The 17,199-nt window shown below is 38.6% G+C and carries 14 protein-coding genes; 13 read left to right on the plus strand and 1 reads right to left on the minus strand.

Annotated elements, in window-relative coordinates; genetic code table 11:
• On the plus strand, positions 1–292 hold a 292-nt coding region (locus tag GX437_08675; GenBank protein ID NLJ07729.1), incomplete at its 5' end, for a hypothetical protein.
• 53 nt (positions 293–345) lie between these two features.
• Here GX437_08675 and GX437_08680 read toward each other — a convergent pair.
• Positions 346–1,515, minus strand: coding sequence for a class I SAM-dependent rRNA methyltransferase (locus GX437_08680; GenBank protein NLJ07730.1), 1,170 nt, complete (start codon positions 1,513–1,515; stop codon positions 346–348).
• Between the two features lie 158 nt (positions 1,516–1,673).
• On the opposite strand from GX437_08680, the gene GX437_08685 reads away from it, so the two are divergent.
• The 12 genes from GX437_08685 to GX437_08740 form a co-directional block, all read left to right on the plus strand.
• A complete protein-coding gene (locus GX437_08685) occupies positions 1,674–3,920 on the plus strand; it encodes a S9 family peptidase (GenBank protein NLJ07731.1) in 2,247 nt (748 codons plus the stop codon).
• A gap of 29 nt (positions 3,921–3,949) precedes the next feature.
• Complete coding sequence (locus tag GX437_08690; protein NLJ07732.1) at positions 3,950–5,329, plus strand: major facilitator superfamily domain-containing protein 1; 1,380 nt, start codon at positions 3,950–3,952, stop codon at positions 5,327–5,329.
• Between the two features lie 71 nt (positions 5,330–5,400).
• Complete coding sequence (locus GX437_08695) at positions 5,401–6,072, plus strand: DUF1295 domain-containing protein (GenBank protein NLJ07733.1); 672 nt, start codon at positions 5,401–5,403, stop codon at positions 6,070–6,072.
• 69 nt (positions 6,073–6,141) lie between these two features.
• A complete protein-coding gene (locus tag GX437_08700; GenBank protein NLJ07734.1) occupies positions 6,142–6,543 on the plus strand; it encodes a hypothetical protein in 402 nt (133 codons plus the stop codon).
• 189 nt (positions 6,544–6,732) lie between these two features.
• Positions 6,733–8,592, plus strand: coding sequence for a carbamoyltransferase (locus GX437_08705; GenBank protein ID NLJ07735.1), 1,860 nt, complete (start codon positions 6,733–6,735; stop codon positions 8,590–8,592).
• 627 nt (positions 8,593–9,219) lie between these two features.
• Positions 9,220–9,645 (plus strand): hydrogenase iron-sulfur subunit, encoded by a 426-nt coding sequence (locus GX437_08710; GenBank protein NLJ07736.1) that lies wholly within the window; start codon positions 9,220–9,222, stop codon positions 9,643–9,645.
• 11 nt (positions 9,646–9,656) lie between these two features.
• Positions 9,657–10,631, plus strand: coding sequence for an oxidoreductase (locus GX437_08715; protein NLJ07737.1), 975 nt, complete (start codon positions 9,657–9,659; stop codon positions 10,629–10,631).
• A complete protein-coding gene (locus GX437_08720; protein NLJ07738.1) occupies positions 10,628–12,091 on the plus strand; it encodes a Ni/Fe hydrogenase subunit alpha in 1,464 nt (487 codons plus the stop codon). Before GX437_08715 ends, GX437_08720 begins: the two co-directional genes overlap by 4 nt.
• 31 nt (positions 12,092–12,122) lie before the next feature.
• On the plus strand, positions 12,123–13,925 hold the full coding sequence (locus GX437_08725; GenBank protein NLJ07739.1) for a CoB--CoM heterodisulfide reductase iron-sulfur subunit A family protein: 1,803 nt from the start codon (positions 12,123–12,125) through the stop codon (positions 13,923–13,925).
• Between the two features lie 9 nt (positions 13,926–13,934).
• Positions 13,935–15,092 carry a 4Fe-4S dicluster domain-containing protein gene (locus GX437_08730; GenBank protein ID NLJ07740.1) on the plus strand — a complete coding sequence of 386 codons (1,158 nt, stop codon included), beginning with the start codon at positions 13,935–13,937 and terminating at the stop codon, positions 15,090–15,092.
• 11 nt (positions 15,093–15,103) lie between these two features.
• Entirely contained in the window at positions 15,104–16,861 is a 1,758-nt protein-coding gene (locus tag GX437_08735) for a CoB--CoM heterodisulfide reductase iron-sulfur subunit A family protein (GenBank protein ID NLJ07741.1), read from the plus strand.
• A 26-nt stretch (positions 16,862–16,887) separates the two neighbouring features.
• Positions 16,888–17,199: response regulator (locus GX437_08740; GenBank protein NLJ07742.1), on the plus strand; the 312-nt coding region annotated here is incomplete at its 3' end.

Genomic DNA, 17,199 nt, shown 5'->3' on the forward strand with positions numbered 1-17,199 from the left:
AATCAAGGAAGCCGAACTCCGTGTGCTGGAAACAGCAGATAAACCTGATAAAAACGCTATTGATAAGAAGATAGACGAAATCATGACACTGAAAACCCAACTGGCTAAAGCAGGTGCCAATCACCGTCAGGAAGTCAGGGCTTTGCTCACCGATGAACAAAAAGTTTACTTTGATGCCATGCCAAGAGGAAAAGGCGGTTGCTGCGGAGGATATCATGGAGGTGGTCAGGGTGGTGGCTATCGTGGTGGCCCCGGCCCGAATCCAAATGCTCCCTTCCCACCTAAAAACTAACAACAACCTTTTATCTCGACTGAAACCGCAATACTTCGGTATTGCGGTTTTTTTTATTCAACAAAACATATCAGTCCTTTCAGGTATTCCCCTTCAGGATGATAAATGCTGACAGGATGATCAGCTGGCTGCCCCAGATGTGCCAATACCTTTATCTTTCTTCTGCTTTCAATGGCAGCAGCCCGGATGGTGTTCTCAAATAATTCACGGTCAACTGCCTGTGAGCAGGAAAAGGTAAACAAAAACCCATTTTTTCTGATTCTGCAGAAAGCTTCGGTATTCAGGCGTTTGTAGCCCATTGCTGCCTGATGTCTTGAACTCTGATGCTTGGCAAAGGCAGGAGGATCTAAAATTATTATATCATATTGGTTATCAATATTTTTGATAAAATTCATCACATCAGCGGTAATCACTTTATGCTTTTTTTCATCCAGCTTGTTTAGTCGTATGTTCTCTTCACAAAGTTTGTTGGCTGATTCTGAACTATCGACAGAATGAACCAGATTTGCTCCACCTGAAAGTGCATAAACCGAAAATCCACCCGTATATGAAAAGGCATTTAATACATTTCTACCTTGGACAAAATCTTTCAAAATCTGCCTGTTTTCTCGCTGATCAATAAAAAATCCCGTTTTCTGCCCGTTGACAATGTCCACTTTAAAATAATGCCCATATTCATTAACCTGAAGTAAATCATCCATATTGCCTTTCATCACCTTCCCGGATTTATTGGCTGATGACTCTCCTGATTTCAGATAGATGCTGAAATTTTCCAGACCAGATATTTCAGAAATCGCTTCAGCAATGACCTCTTTCTGATGATTAACACCCTCATTATGTGATTGAACAACAATCGTTTCTCCATAAACATCCAGAATCAGGCCTGAAACCCCATCCCCCTCTGCATGAAACAGGCGATAAACATCCAAAGGCTGAGTCTTTTTAAGAAACAAAGCTTTCCTGAGCTGATAAGCCTGACCGATTTTCCTTTTCCAGAAATTTTTATCAATTACCTCCTTCTCAAAAGAAATAATCCGGACGCTGATACTTCCCTTTTGATAAAAACCCAGCCCGAGAAAATCACCATTGGCAGCATATACTTCCACCATATCACCGTTTTCAATGCCTGTATCAAGCTGTCCGATGGCGCCTGAAAACACCCATGGATGCAATCGTAAAAGTGAATGCTCCTTCCCTTTTTTCAGGACAATCTTTTTATAAATGCTCATAATCTTCAATTAAAATTTCAGCCAAATTACACAAATATTCATGATTGGATGCCATTTACTCATTGTTCAAACCATTTATAACAGACAATGATTTTTTTAAAAAACAGTCCATGCAAAATAATTATCTTTACCGCCCTAAAAATTTAGTTAAAATGACAATTTTCAGGTATCTCTCATGCGTCCTGTTCAGTTTATTATTCCTATCAGGAACAGTCTTTTCTCAGCCCACTTCAAAAATCACAGAGGAACCCAAAAAAGACATCACCCTCGAAGACCTCTGGCAGTATTACATACTTTATTTCAGCGGAGGAGTTGATGATTATCAATCCATGAAAGATGGTGAATCCTATGTATTGTTTGAAGAAGGGAACCTGAATCAGTACAGTTTTAAAAGTGGGAAACTCATTAAAACCCTAGTCAGTAAAAATGAACTCGAATCAGCCGGGATTAAGGATATTTCCACGGTTTTCAACGCAAGCCTGTCAGAAGATGAAAAGAAGGTATTGATTGAGACCGGGAAAAAACCAAAATATCGCCATTCCTATTATTGCAATGTTTATGTCTGGGACATTAATGCCAAAAAACTTATTTCTGTTTCTCCACAAAAAAAAGTCCAGCTTCCTGATTTCTCACCGGATGGCAAAATGGTCAGTTTTGTTGAAGACAACAATATTTTTATTTACAACCTTGATAATCAAACTAAAACACAAGTTACCAATGATGGTGAAACAAACAAAATCATCAATGGAGCCCCCGATTGGGTATATGAAGAAGAATTCAGCTTTTCAAAGGCATATTTCTGGTCGCCCGACAGTAAAAAAATTGCATGGATCAGGTTTGACGAAAGCCGTGTTAAAGAATGGAATATGACCATATACGGCAAACTATATCCTGAAAACTATAGCTATAAATACCCCAAAGCCGGAGAAGACAATTCAGTGGTTAGTGTCAACATTTACAACATATCTGCTAAAAACATACAGCAGGCAGATTTAGGTAAGGACTCTGATATTTATATCCCCAGAATTATATGGACCAGGAATCCTGATGAATTGTGTGTGTTCAGGTTAAACAGGCTTCAGAATCAACTTGATTTCCTGATTTATCATACCTCAACCAATAAAACCGACTTACTTTTTACCGACACCGATCCTTATTATGTGGACATCACCGATAACTACTTTTTTGTATCCTCACCATCAAAACCGGGTAAGCAAACAACAGACAACCCGGAAAATCAATATTTTATTTACACTAGTGAAAAAGGCGGATATAATCAGATCTATCTTTACAGTTTTTCTTCCGGCCAGTCGAAGATGATTAGTGCTCAGCAGGTAGATGTTACAAAAATTTTTGGGGTCGATGAAACCAACAAAACAGTTTATTATCAGGCTGCAGGCAGAACAGCTACAGACAAGGAAATTTATACAGCCGGATTTGATGGCCACGTTGCGCTTTTTTACGGAGAAAAAGGCACTTCTGATGCTGCATTCAGCAAAACTTTCAACTATGCTGTGGTTGAATGGTCGGATGGTAACAACCCCTATAAAGTTTTTGTAACCGACAGCAAGGGAAAAACCATCAGGTATGTTGATAACGGAGAAGGAGCAAAATCTATCCTTTCCGGATATAATTTTCCTCAAAAGGAGTTTATTACCATTAAAACACAATCAGGGACAGAACTCAATGCCTGGATGATAAAACCACATAATTTCAGGGAAGACAAAAAATATCCGGTACTTTTTTATTGTTATGGCGGACCAGGTTCAAATACCGTAAACAATGAATGGGATTATCTCGATATCTGGCACAGAATGATGGCTTCAAAAGGATATATCGTAGTGTCTGTTGACAACCGGGGTACTGCTTTCCGTGGAGTTGAATTTAAAAAATGTACCTATAAAAAATTAGGCAAGCTGGAAGCAGAAGATCAGATTGATGCTGCCCGTTATATTGCCGGCCTCCCCTATGTTGACTCTGAAAGAATCGGAATCTGGGGCTGGAGTTTCGGGGGTTATCTCTCCCTGTTAAGTCTTTTCAAAGGAAATGATGTATTTAAAATGGCTGTGGCCGTTGCACCGGTTACTAACTGGAGATACTATGATAACATTTACACGGAAAGGTTTATGCAAAAACCTCAGGACAACCCTACAGGCTACGACCAGAATTCACCTATTAACTATGTTAAAAACCTGAAAGGAAAACTCCTCGTCATTCATGGCACCGCTGACGATAATGTCCATTTGCAGAATACCATGGAGCTTGTCAATGCCCTGAACAATGCCAACAAACAATTTGATATGCATCTTTATCCCAATAAAAACCATAGCATTTATGGCGGACTGACACGCTATCATTTGTTTACAAAGATTACGAATTACATCTTATCGAATTTATAAATCATTGATAACATTTAAAGTAAACGCAAATGGAACAGATCAGAAAAAGTTTAAGAGATTCAAAAGCTGCCAGATGGACGGCATTAGGGGTCGTAGCTTTTACGATGTTGTGCGGATATTATCTGGCAGACGTCATGGCTCCGCTCAAACCACTGCTTGAAAGCCAGAAAGCATGGTCAAGCACGGAATATGGATTTTTCACCAGTGCTTACGGCTGGTTCAATGTATTCCTGCTGATGCTTATTCTGGGGGGAATTATCCTCGACAAAATGGGTGTCAGGTTTACAGGTGTCATGGCCGCTTCCATCATGGTTGCTGGTACTGCCGTGAAATATTACGCCATCTCGACCCATTCCCTTGATGGATTAACACTGTTCGGATGGAAAGCACAGGTCATGGTTGCTGCACTTGGATATGCCACTTTCGGTGTTGGCGTTGAAATAGCGGGTATTACGGTTTCCAAAATTATTGTCAAATGGTTTAAAGGGAAGGAACTTGCCCTTGCCATGGGGCTCGAAATGGCAACCGCACGTCTGGGTACTGCCCTCGCATTATCCACCTCCGCTCCGATAGCCTCTCATTTTAAAGATGTTTCCGTACCAATCCTGCTATGTCTGATTATGCTTTGTATCGGACTGATTTCCTTTATCGTCTATACCTTCATGGATAAAAAACTGGATGCTTCCATCATCGCTCAAAATGATGGCAAAGAAGTGGAACCGGAAGAAGAATTTAAACTCTCTGACATCAGGTTTATTTTAACCAATAAAGGATGGTGGTATATTGCCATTCTCTGTGTTTTATTTTATTCGGCCGTATTTCCTTTTCTGAAATATGCCTCCGACCTGATGGTCAATAAATTTGGCGTTGACCCTGAATTAGCCGGTATTATCCCCGGCCTGCTACCCTTTGGCACCATGATTCTGACCCCGACCTTCGGCAATCTGTACGACCGGAAAGGAAAAGGGGCTACTATCATGATTATCGGAGCCATTCTGCTTATTTTCGTTCATGCCATGTTTTCTATTCCTATCTTTAACAGCTGGATTTTTGCAATCCTGCTGATTGTTATTTTGGGTATCGGTTTTTCCCTCGTACCTTCAGCCATGTGGCCTTCTGTTCCTAAAATCATCCCTGAAAAACAACTTGGAACTGCTTATGCATTGATTTTCTGGGTACAAAACTGGGGATTAATGGGTGTTCCTGCCCTCATCGGCTGGGTTTTGGATAAATACTGCATTACAGGTACAAAAATCATTGACAATGTTGAGGTTAATAACTATAATTATACCCTTCCGATGTTAATTTTTATGAGCCTTGGACTGTTGGCACTCGTTTTTGCTTTTCTGCTTAAAGCAGAAGACAGGAAAAAAGGATATGGCCTCGAATTGCCGAATATTCAGAAATAGCTTTGCTTTCATTTGTTTTTGTTTCTTTGATATTTTTCTTTATTCTTTAAAAGACTGATAATGATAGGTTTATGAAAAAGTCTTATTATCTGAAAAGTATCACAGGAAGCATCATATTTTTTCTGGTGATTTTCATTGCAGCAGGAAAATTAAATTACCCGCCAGGGATTATTTACACAGGTATTGGCATTTTAATGATGATCCTGAGCTTTACAGTTTTCAGGTTAGATGATGAGTTACTGCAGGAGAGAGCAAAACCCGCTGAAAACACTCAAAAATGGGATAAGACCATTTTAGGTCTTTCATCATTAGCCATTCTTGCCATTTACATCATTGGCGGGCTTGATTCCGGACGTTTCGGCTGGTCACACGGTTTTCCTGACTACTCCATGATATTTGGCGGAATTTTAACTGCTGTCGGGCAACTTATTTTTCTGATCGCACAAAAACAAAACAGTTTTTTTTCCAGCACTGTCAGAATTCAGAATGAAAGAGGACACAACGTATGTCAGTCGGGTTTGTACAGAATCGTAAGGCATCCGGCTTATGCAGGATCTATCATTCAGACTGCCGGATTTCCGCTTTTATTCCGTTCATTCTGGGTAATGATTCCCTGTTTGCTGCTGATTGTATTGTTTATCATCAGAACTCAACTTGAAGATAAGTTTTTATCAAGCGAGCTGAACGGATACCAGGTATATTCAGAAAAAACCCGTTTCAAACTGCTGCCTTTTATTTGGTAATGTTTAAAAGTATTAACAAATGAAAACTTAATGGTTAAATCGGAAAGTTCCTGAGCAACAAAGTGAGGTATGAAAAAAAGAAACAGTTTAATCATCTTGAAAATCAATAAAAAACAGGCAACGGATGCCGGAATGGCAATGGTTCTGCTGCTTTTGCTGATTGGTTTTTTTGGCCACAACACTCTTTATTTCAGGCTTGCAATTCCGGTTTTGGTAATGTTAATGATTTTCCCCATGTTGTTTTATCCCTTTGCTGTCATCTGGTTTAGCCTTGCTCAATTGCTCGGAATTATCTTTTCTAAAATTATCCTTACAATTAGCTATGTAATAATTGTCTTACCGGTTGCTTTCATTCGAAGACTGACAGGTAAAGACAGCCTACAGCTCCGGCAGTTTAAAAAATCTGCCTCATCAGTCATGATTTCCAGAGACCATTGGTTTAAAAAGGAAGATTTTGAAACACCTTATTAAAGATTGAAAATGAATAACTATTAAAACGATGAGCTTTATTCAGGAACTTTGGGCTTTTGTAAAGAAGAGAAAAAAATACTGGTTGTTACCTCTTATTATCGTGTTATTGCTGTTTGGAATCTTAATCGTTATCACCTCTGGTAGTGCGATTGCACCATTTATCTATACACTTTTTTAAAGGAAAAGATCATGTCCTCTTTTATTTTGGGAATCTCAGCCTTTTACCACGATAGTGCAGCAGCCTTGCTCGCTGACGGAGAAATCGTTGCTGCCGCCCAGGAGGAACGTTTTACCCGGAAAAAACATGACTCTTCTTTTCCCTCAAACGCAGTAAAATATGTGCTTTCCGAAGCTGGAATTTCCCTGAAAGATGTTGAAGTAGTTGCTTTTTACGATAAACCGTTTATCAAATTTGAACGCCTGCTTGAAACCTATCATGCCTTTGCCCCGAAAGGGCTCATCAGCTTTCTTTCGGCAGTTCCTGTATGGATCAAGGAAAAACTTTTTATGAGAAAGATGTTGCAGGATGAATTTGAAAAGCTTGGGTTCAAAAAAGTTCCTGTCATATTTCCGGAACACCATCTGTCGCATGCTGCCAGTGCCTTCTATCCTTCCCCCTTTCAGGAAGCCGCCATTCTGACCATTGATGGTGTGGGCGAATGGGCTACGACTACCATCGGATATGCCAGAGATAATGAAATAAAAATCATCAAAGAACTTCATTTTCCTCACTCCCTGGGCTTGCTTTACTCAGCATTTACCTACTATACCGGATTTAAGGTCAACAGCGGAGAATATAAGCTGATGGGACTTGCTCCTTTTGGTAACCCTGACGCTGAACAAACAAAAAAATTCAGGGAAATTATTTATCAGGAACTTGCAGATGTGCGTGAAGACGGCTCCCTCCTGCTGAATATGAAATATTTCAGATTTGCAACCGGTCTGACCATGACTTACGACAAAAAATGGGAAAAATTGTTTGGAGTTAAACGAAGACAGGAAGGAGAGCCCATAACCCGTGACATCATGAACTTAGCACTTGCCATTCAGCAGGTGTGTGAAGAAACGGTGATAAAATTAGCCAAAACTACCAAATCGCTTACGAAAGCAGAATATCTGGTCATGGCCGGAGGTGTTGCACTCAACAGTGTAGCAAACGGGAAACTGCTTGAAACAGGTATATTTAAAGACATCTGGATTCAACCGGCTGCTGGCGATGCGGGTGGTGCATTAGGTGCTGCCTATCTGGCATGGCACCTGTGGAAAGGAAATAAACGAACAGCTTCCCGTCAGCCCGATGCCATGCAGGGAGCATTTCTCGGCCCTTCATTCTCTGACAATCAAATCAGGGGAATGGCTGTAAAATACAATGCAAAGTTTAGGTATTACAATGATTTTGAGGAATTAACAAAACTGACAGCTGAAAAAATTGCTGAAGGGAAAGTGATAGGCTGGTTTCAGGGACGAATGGAATTTGGACCTCGTGCCCTTGGAAACAGAAGCATTCTGGCTGATGCACGAAATCCGGAAATGCAGAAAAAACTCAACCTGAAGATTAAGTTTCGTGAAGGTTTTCGCCCCTTTGCCCCATCTGTACCTGAAGAAGATATTCAGGAATATTTTAAGCTCGACAGGCCTTCTCCCTATATGTTACTGGTTGTCCCTGTCAAATCCGCTCATCTGAAGAAAATGCCTGAAAATTATCATGAATTACCACTCTATGAACGCCTCTATTTCATTCGCTCTGATATTCCGGCTGTAACCCACATAGACAACTCTGCACGGATTCAGTCGGTAAACAAGAGCATTAACTACCGATTCTGGGCATTAATCAACGAATTTAAGCGTCAAACGGGTTATAGCGTTATCGTCAATACAAGCTTTAATGTGCGTGGAGAACCAATCGTCTGCACACCAGACGATGCCTTCCGTTGTTTTATGCGAACCGAAATGGATTGCCTCGTTATTGGAAATTTCTTTTTTGAGAAAAATGAGCAGCTTAAAACTTTTAATGATAATAAATGGGAAGAGAAATTCAGATCAGATTGAGAGAAATTGACCGATTATTTCAGATTTTGCAAAATATCCTAACTGCTTAAAATCAACTTACTTATGATATCATCATGAATTGCTAAAATAAAATCAATTTATTAATTGACATTAGTTTTCAAACTGAATAGCTGAAAATTTTTCTCAATCAAAATTCCCTATTTTTTCAATAATCTTTATATATTTTTCAAATTAAATTATCTTTTTAAAGAAATTATAAATGTTAATCAGAAATAAATAAATGAAGCTATTTTTAATAATCCAAATTTTAACCAGAAACAATTTATCTTGAAAATAAATTAAATGATTATATTTTAGCTCAGAAAAGATTTCACCTTATTATTTTTTCATCAATATAAAATAAAAAGTTTTATTAAATTTATTAATATTGTATTTTCTCAATAACAATGCAAAATCCATAATATCAATAAGTTAAATAACATTTTTTTTCCTATTTATGTCCTAAATCATTCTTTTAATGGTACAGCTTTAACTACATTTGTCTGTTATTTTTTAGTCAAAATGAAACAAAAATACTAATTACTACTTTTCTCCAATTGTACCTCAATTTCAAGATGACTATAAAATAACAGCAGAACATAGCGGATAAAGATAAACAATAAAATTATGGAATTTAAACCTCAGATTATTGCATTTTTGTGCAAATGGTGTTCTTATACCGGAGCCGACCTTGCCGGAACTTCCAGGATTGAGTATAAGCCTAATGTACGTATTATCAGGGTATTATGTTCAGGAAGAATAGACCCGACCTTTGTACTGCAGGCATTCAGGCAGGGCGCTGATGGTGTTTTATTATGTGGCTGCCATCCGGGCGATTGCCACTATCAGGAAGGGAATTACAGGTGTTTAAGACGATTTTTATTGTTGCAGAATTATCTTGAGCAAATGGGATTTGAAAAAGAAAGGCTCAAACTTGAATGGATTAGTGCAAGTGAAGGAAAACAATTTGCGGAGCTTGTCAATAGTTTTACTGAGACTTTGAGTGAAATGGAGCCTTCAAAGATTAAAAATATAATGGAAGTTTTACATTAAAAAAAACGATTATGGAAACAAAAAAGCCCAAATTAAAACTTGCCGTTTATTGGGGAGCTGCTTGCGGTGGTTGTTGCGTTAGCGTACTGGATGTACATGAAAAACTTTTTACAGTCGTTGAAAATGCCGATCTTGTTTTTTGGCCTATTGCACTTGATACAAAATATAAAGACATTGAAGCAATGCCAGACAATTTCATTGATGTAACGCTGTTTAATGGTGCGGTACGAAACAGTGAAAATGAGCATATAGCAAAACTATTAAGGCAAAAAACAAAGATTTTAGTCGCTTATGGTTCATGTGCTCATCTTGGTGGAATTCCCGGATTGGCGAATTTTTCAACGAAAAAAGAAATTTTTGAGAGGATCTATGAGCAAAGCGAATCGACTATTAATCCTGAGAAAACAAAACCACAATCTCGTTTTACGGTAGCAGAAGGAGTACTTGAAATTCCTGAATTTTACAATGATGTCAGAAGTCTTGGGCAAGTTGTTGATGTCGATTATTTTTTACCAGGATGCCCTCCGCAAACAGAAAGGCTGGTGGAAGTTTTTTTAGCCATTGTAACCGGAGCTGAATTACCACCCAAAGGCTCGGTAGTCGGAGCCGGAACAAAATCACAATGTGATGAATGCATTCGAAAAAAGACAGAGAACAAGCAAATTACGAAGTTTTACAGGCCATGGGAAATAGTTGATGATGGTGAAACATGTTTCATGGAACAAGGCATAATATGTATGGGCCCTGCAACCCGAACAGGGTGTGGAAACAGATGTATATTGGGAAATGCACCATGCAGAGGATGCTATGGCCCTCCTGATGACATTAAAGATTCCGGTGCCAAAATGATGTCTGCAATAGCCAGTAATCTGATCGAAAAAGAACCCCAGGAAATCAATAAAATACTAAACGATCTTGTGGATCCTGCCGGAACATTTTACCGTTTTAGTTTGCCAAATGCAATTTTTAGGAGGAAATTAGTATGAAAAGAATAACTATTGATCCGATAACGAGACTTGAAGGACACGGAAAAATTGAAATATTCCTGAATGAAGAAGGAAATGTGTCCAATGTTTATTTTCAGGTTCCGGAACTTAGAGGATTTGAAAAATTTGTTGAAGGACGACCTGTTGAAGAACTACCATCCATTGTAGCAAAAATTTGTGGAGTTTGTCCGGGCTGTCACCACATGGCTTCAGGTAAAGCGGTGGATGCTGTATTTGGCGTAACTCCCCCTCCAACTGCCCGAAAACTTCGGGAACTTTTTTATATGGCACATTTTGTCCACAGTCATATTGCTCATTTTTATGCACTTGCAGCACCAGATTTTGTAGTTGGTCCTGATGCTCCTGCTTCCGAACGAAATGTATTGGGAGTTATTGGAAAAGTTGGAGTTGAAATCGGAACTGAAGTCATTAAACAAAGACGGCTTGCTCAGGAAATTCAGGCCTTATTAGGCGGACATCAGACTTATGTGGTCATGAATATTCCTGGTGGAGTCAGAAAAGGATTGCTCCCTGCTGAGCGCGATGAAATTGTTAACAAAGCTAAAGGTTTTATTGAGTTTTCAAAGTTCAGCCTGAAAATTTTTGAAGATGTTGTTCTCGGAAATAAAGATTATGTTGATCTGATTCTCAATGGTCCGTATTCTTTAAAACTTCACTCCATGGGATTGGTAGATGACAATAACCATGTGAACTTTTATGATGGTAAAGTCAGGGTGGTTGATGTCAATGGAAATGAACATTGCAAATATTCACCTGAGGAATACCGGGAATATGTTGCAGAAAGAGTCGAACCTTTTAGCTATCTGAAATTTCCATATCTGAAGAAAATTGGATGGAAAGGTTTTGTAGACGGTCAGGAATCAGGAGTATATCATGCTACACCCTTGTCAAGATTGAATGCTGCAGATGGAATGGCTACTCCTTTGGCACAAAAAGAATACGAAAAAATGTATTCTGTTCTTGGTGAAAAACCCGTTCATGCAACATTAGCCATGCACTGGGCACGCTTGATTGAGTTACTTTATGCTTCTGAACGCTTATATGAATTAGCTACTGACCCTGATATAACGGGAAAGGAGTTACGTGCAGAACTTGGAAAAATTCATGGTGAAGGTGTTGGGATAGTTGAAGCACAAAGAGGAACACTCACACATCATTATTGGACAGATGAAAGGGGTATAGTACTTAAAGCAAATATAATCGTAGGGACAACAAATAATAATGCAGCCATCAGTATGTCTATAAAAAAAGCAGCTATGGGGCTTATTAAAAAGGGAGTTGAAATTACAGACGGAATTCTAAATAAAATTGAAATGGCTTTTCGGGCCTATGACCCTTGTTTTTCGTGTGCAACCCATAGTTTACCCGGTGAAATGAAGCTAAAATTATGTATTTATGATGAAAAAGGCAATTTGATTAATACGTATGAAAGAAAATAATATCAGTTTCAAATAATCATAAGGAGGATTTATGCGAATAGGAATATTTTTTTGTCAGATTGATAACGGTCTGAAAATTAATATTGATTCAGTAGCAAAATATGCAGCTAATCTGCAAGAAGTGGAGATTGTTCAGATTCTTGGAGTAAAACCAAGGATTAACATTGATCAGCTTGCTGAAACAATCAAAGTAAACCAGTTAAATCGAATTGTTATTGCTGGCGACATCCCCGGATATTTTAAACCCTTGTTTACCAAAGCGGCAGCTACTGTAGGATGTAATCCTGAAGAAATATGGTTAGCTTCCTATAATGAGCATGGAGCCAGCGGAGAAGATGCAAATGAAAGAGCAAAAGCAATCATCGCATGTGCTACCATGGGTGTCCCTTTTTCATTAGTGGCTGTTGGTGGAGGAAACCCCGTTAACCATACAACACTCGTAATCGGAGGAGGGATAGCAGGTATTCAGGCATCTCTGGAAATTGCAAATGCCGGGAAATTGGTTTATCTGGTGGAACAAAACGGAACAATTGGGGGACACATGGCAATGTTTGACAAAACATTTCCCACACTTGACTGTGCTGCATGTATTCTGACTCCCAAAATGGTTTCTGTCGGGCAACATGAAAAAATAAAACTTCTGACAAATTCAAAAGTTGTTTCAGTGTCCGGCAAACCAGGAACTTACAGGGTGAAAATAAGACAAAGACCTCGCTATGTTGATATTGAATCCTGTATTGCCTGCGGTCTTTGTTCGGAGGTATGCCCTGTCAAAGTTCCCAGCGAATTTGATGAAGGTATTTCTATGAGAAAAGCAATTTATATCCCATTTCCTCAAGCTGTACCTAATTCTTATCTTGTAGATGGAGAGAATTGCACATATATTCAATCTGCTGGACAAAAATGCGGTGTTTGTATAAAAAAATGTCCAAAAGAGTGTATCCATTTAGATGAAGAAGAAAAAACAATTGATATAGAAGTTGGAAATATTATTATTGCTACCGGTTATGAGTTATTGGATATCAGAAAGATAGAACAATATGGATATGGAATTTATCCAAATGTACTGACATCACTTGAATTTGAAAGACTCACCAACGCCTCTGGTTCCACAGGAGGCAGAATTGTCATGAAATCGAAAAGGATCAATAAAAAAACACAGGAAGAAGAATGGTATTTTTCCCCGGAAGGGATCCCGCCACGAAATGTAGCCCTGATACATTGTGTCGGATCAAGAAACAAAAAATATAACCGCTATTGCTCAAGGGTTTGCTGCATGTATTCCTTGAAATTTGCACACTTGTTAAAAGAAAAAATTCCAAATGTGAATGTTTATGAATTTTATATCGATATGCGGGCATTTGGAAAGGGTTATGAAGAATTTGCAGATAGAATCAGACAGGAAGGAACTTTCATTGTAAGAGGACATACAGCTTCCGTAAGCATGAAAGATGGTGAACTTATCGTGAAGGGCGAAGACATTTTTCATGACAGACTGGTTGAATTCAAAGTTGATATGGTAATACTTGCCGTAGGTTTAGTACCTGCAAAAGGAACCGAAGAACTTAGCAGAATATTGGGAATTTCAAGAGACAGAGATGGCTGGCTTTCAGAGCTTGATTACAATGGAAACCCGACAGATACTGACAGAGGTGGAATTTACGTAGCAGGCATGTGTCAGGCTCCAAAAGATATTCCGGATACAGTGGCACAGGCATCAGCAGTTGCAGCCGGTGTTTTAAGAAGTCATACCAGTGGGCTTGGAGTTGGCAACCTGAGTAGTATTTCTTTGACTGAATTTGAAAAAAGAGCAAAAAATATTAAAATCAAATAAGGTAAAATTATGGCAATACGAGTTAATCCCGGATTTATAGATGAACTAGACCGTTATGGTGCTGAAGATGTTCAGCTTTGCTATCAATGTGGTGACTGTTCAACCGTTTGTCCTCATGCTGACGAATATTATAAATTTCCAAGAAAATCATTGCGTCAGTTGCAGATGGGTTTGGAACAAAAAATTGAAACCACTCTTGAGCCATGGCTTTGCTACTATTGCGGCCAATGTTCTGAGCAATGTCCACGTGAAGCTGACCCTGGCGAAACCATGATGAGTCTCAGAAGATGGCTTATTGGGGTTTATGATTTTACTGGAATAGCCAGGCAATTTTTTAAATCGAAAACCAGTGAAATTCTGACTATTGTTATTATCGGACTCTTAACCGGGGGGTTCTTTCTCTTTTATGGTTTTCAGCATGGTAATATTCATATTTATGATGGGAAAGACGCTTTCCTTAATAGTTCATTTATCCATCATTTTGACCTGAGTTTTGGCCTTATCTTACTGGTTTTCTTACTCATTAATTCAGTCAGAATGTGGTACTTTACAATGATTAAAGGGACACCTCTGAAAATACCATGGTGGATGTATTTAAAAGAAATTTATCAGTTGCCATGGCACTTCTTTACACAAAAAAGATATGCAGAATGTGAAGTTAAACGTGGACATAAAGTTTATATGCCATGGATATTGCATCTTGGCCTGATGCTCGGATATGTAACCATGCTTATCCTGGTTATGGTTTTTATTGAACAACTTCAGTATGGACCTGAAATCAGATGGCAAGTCCATTTTTTTGGTTATCTTGCCTCTCTTGGCCTGATTGCAGGTACCGTTTACTTTATCAGAAACAGGTTTATTAAAAATTATATTCAATACAAAAAATCTCATAGTACTGACTGGGTATTTGTGGTTTTGTTATTTTTTATCGTGATAACAGGAATAGCACAGCATATTTTTCACCGCACAGGCTTTTATGAAATAGCTAATTACGTCTATGTAGCCCATTTGATGTTTGTTGTTCCATGGCTATTCAGAATGCCATTCAGTAAATGGTCGCATTTGGTTTACCGTCCATTAGCCATGTATTTTGCAACTATTCGAAAAGAAACATTAAAAAGGCAGGAAAAATTAATGAATCCCTATGCTTTATCAATAAAATAAAATCTAAGAATATGGAAACTTGCAGAATTGGCGTATTTATCTGTGCTTGCGGAACTAATATCGCAAAAATTATAGATGTGGAGGCCGTTGCTCAGACCATCTCTAAACTTCCAGATATAATTCTGGTAAAAACATATAAGTATATGTGTTCAAATCCCGGGCAGGAAATGATCAGCCAAAATATTAAAGAGCACAAGCTAAACAGAATTGTAGTAGCTGCCTGCAGCCCCAATATGCATGAAAGAACTTTCAGGCAGGCACTTCAGGTTGCTGAATTAAACCAATATATGTTAGAAATGGTTAACATCAGGGAGCAATGCAGTTGGGTACATAAAGATACTGTAGAAGCAACCCGGAAAGCTATTTCCTTAATATATGCTGCAATAAACCGGGTAAAACTTCATGATTCACTGGAAAACTTATCCGTTAAAATGAACCCTGAAGTTTTAGTCATAGGAGGTGGTATTGCAGGGATGACAACCGCTCTTGAGTTAGCTGATGCCGGTTATATCGTTCATATTGTTGAAAAAAACAGTCATTTAGGAGGAAATCTTTCACGGGTCGATTTAACTGCCCCCTATTTTTATTCAGCCAGAGATCTGATTTCTGAAAGAATTACCCGCACTTTGAATCACACTAAAATTCATGTTTATCTCAACTCAAAAGTAACAAAAATTACCGGATATGTTGGAAATTTTGAAGCAGAAATCAGTAAACTGAATGGAAACAGTAAAGAAAAAGCAGATGTTATAAAAATCGGAAATATTGCTGTATGTACCGGATACAAAGAATTTGATGCTTCAAGAGTGACACACTATGGTTACGGAAAACTCCAGGATGTTATCACCTCTTTTGATCTTGAAAAAATGCTTAAAAAAGGTCAGGTAGTAACATCATCAGGTAAGCCTCCAAAGTATGTTGCCATCATACACTGTGTCGGGAGCAGAAATGTTGAGTTTCATGCCTACTGTTCAAGGGTTTGTTGCATGACAGCCCTGAAATATGCACATGAAATAAAATCGGCTATTCCCGATTGTTATATTTCGGACATATATATCGACATGCATGCTTTCGGCAAGGGGCATGAAGATTTCTACCTGAAGTCATCAGAAGCCAAGACATTATTTTTAATGTATGAAAAAAACGACAGGCCAGTTATTCATAAAGCAAAGCCCAAAGACGATTGCAACTTACTGATTGAGGTAAACGAAAGACTATCCGGAGAGCATATTGAAATCCCGGCAGATTTGGTTGTATTAATGGTTGGAATGGAAGCACGTGCAGATGCAGAAGAAGTGGCCCATCTTGTCAATATTAGTCAGGATAAAGACGGATGGTTCATTGAAAGTCATCCAAAATTGGAACCTGTTGCCACATCAACTGATGGTGTGTTTATAGCAGGAACCTGTGTAGCCCCAAAAGACATTCCTGACACCGTTGCACAAGCCAGAGCAGCTGCTGCCCGTATTCTTGCCTGTATATCCAAAGGAGAAATTGAGGTAGATGCTGTTTTCTCTGAGGTTAATCCTGATTTATGTTCCGGATGCAGATTCTGTAACAAACTTTGTCCATTTAGTGCCATTACATTTAATGAGGAGGAAAAACACAGTGAAGTAATAAGCGCATTATGTAAAGCCTGCGGGGTTTGTGTTTCTGCATGTCCTTCTTCTGCCATTAAAGGACGACATTTTACAGACAAACAAATACTTGCACAAATTGATGGGATCTGCAAAGGAAATGAATTTGCATTATCTTATGAAAATGCTTAATTTTGTAACATAAAAAAACACAACTCATGAAAAAGAAAATTTTACTTATAGATGATGATGATGACATACTTCGTTCTTTTCAGGTTATTCTGGAAAACAAAGGGTTTAACATTTTAACCGCAAAAGAAGGTGTAAGTGGTTATGAACTTCTTGTAAAAGAAAACCCGGATGCCCTTATTCTGGATATCATGATGACCTCAAATCTCGAAGGATACAACCTCCTTCATCAGATTAAACAAAATAAAGAATTTAGTCAATTACCCATTATAATTATGACCGGAATGCGAGATCAGATGGGCGTCAATCTTTACTCAGCTGTTGAAGATAATGAGTTATTC

The sequence above is a fragment of the Sphingobacteriales bacterium genome, assembly GCA_012517435.1.
Taxonomy (GTDB): Bacteria; Bacteroidota; Bacteroidia; order CAILMK01; family JAAYUY01; genus JAAYUY01.

Coding starts and splice junctions, on each gene's coding strand:
- GX437_08685 (NLJ07731.1), top strand. CDS start 1,674: ATGACAATTTTCAGGTATCTCTCATGCGTCCTGTTCAGTTTATTATTC.
- GX437_08690 (NLJ07732.1), top strand. CDS start 3,950: ATGGAACAGATCAGAAAAAGTTTAAGAGATTCAAAAGCTGCCAGATGG.
- GX437_08695 (NLJ07733.1), top strand. CDS start 5,401: ATGAAAAAGTCTTATTATCTGAAAAGTATCACAGGAAGCATCATATTT.
- GX437_08700 (NLJ07734.1), top strand. CDS start 6,142: ATGAAAAAAAGAAACAGTTTAATCATCTTGAAAATCAATAAAAAACAG.
- GX437_08705 (NLJ07735.1), top strand. CDS start 6,733: ATGTCCTCTTTTATTTTGGGAATCTCAGCCTTTTACCACGATAGTGCA.
- GX437_08710 (NLJ07736.1), top strand. CDS start 9,220: ATGGAATTTAAACCTCAGATTATTGCATTTTTGTGCAAATGGTGTTCT.
- GX437_08715 (NLJ07737.1), top strand. CDS start 9,657: ATGGAAACAAAAAAGCCCAAATTAAAACTTGCCGTTTATTGGGGAGCT.
- GX437_08720 (NLJ07738.1), top strand. CDS start 10,628: ATGAAAAGAATAACTATTGATCCGATAACGAGACTTGAAGGACACGGA.
- GX437_08725 (NLJ07739.1), top strand. CDS start 12,123: ATGCGAATAGGAATATTTTTTTGTCAGATTGATAACGGTCTGAAAATT.
- GX437_08730 (NLJ07740.1), top strand. CDS start 13,935: ATGGCAATACGAGTTAATCCCGGATTTATAGATGAACTAGACCGTTAT.
- GX437_08735 (NLJ07741.1), top strand. CDS start 15,104: ATGGAAACTTGCAGAATTGGCGTATTTATCTGTGCTTGCGGAACTAAT.